Source organism: Flavobacterium sp. GNP008 (assembly GCF_056428965.1).
Window position 1 is genome coordinate 1 of record NZ_JBWJVL010000060.1, and the last position, 238, is coordinate 238.

At 58.0% G+C, this 238-nt stretch carries 1 protein-coding gene; it reads left to right on the top strand.

Features of this window, described 5'->3' with window-relative positions:
* Nucleotides 1–60: 60 nt before the first annotated feature.
* Nucleotides 61–238: hypothetical protein (locus AC0608_RS13880; protein ID WP_478289492.1), on the top strand; the 178-nt coding region annotated here is incomplete at its 3' end.

Sequence of the window (238 nt, forward strand, 5' to 3'; positions counted from 1 at the left end):
CAGCAAGGCCCATCTGCACCTTCTACCGCCCAGAACTCAGGCCAGACCTTTGCGCCCGTGGTGGCCAGGCAAGTAGAACTGGGTATCAAGGCTGACCTCGATGGCTGGTTTACCAGCTTCAGTGCCTTCCAGATTACTCAACCTGCCGGCACTACAGACCCCCGAAGCAATGTTTACGGGGTTGACGGTGAACAGCGCAACCGAGGTCTTGAGTGGAATGTGTCGGGTGAGCCGCTTG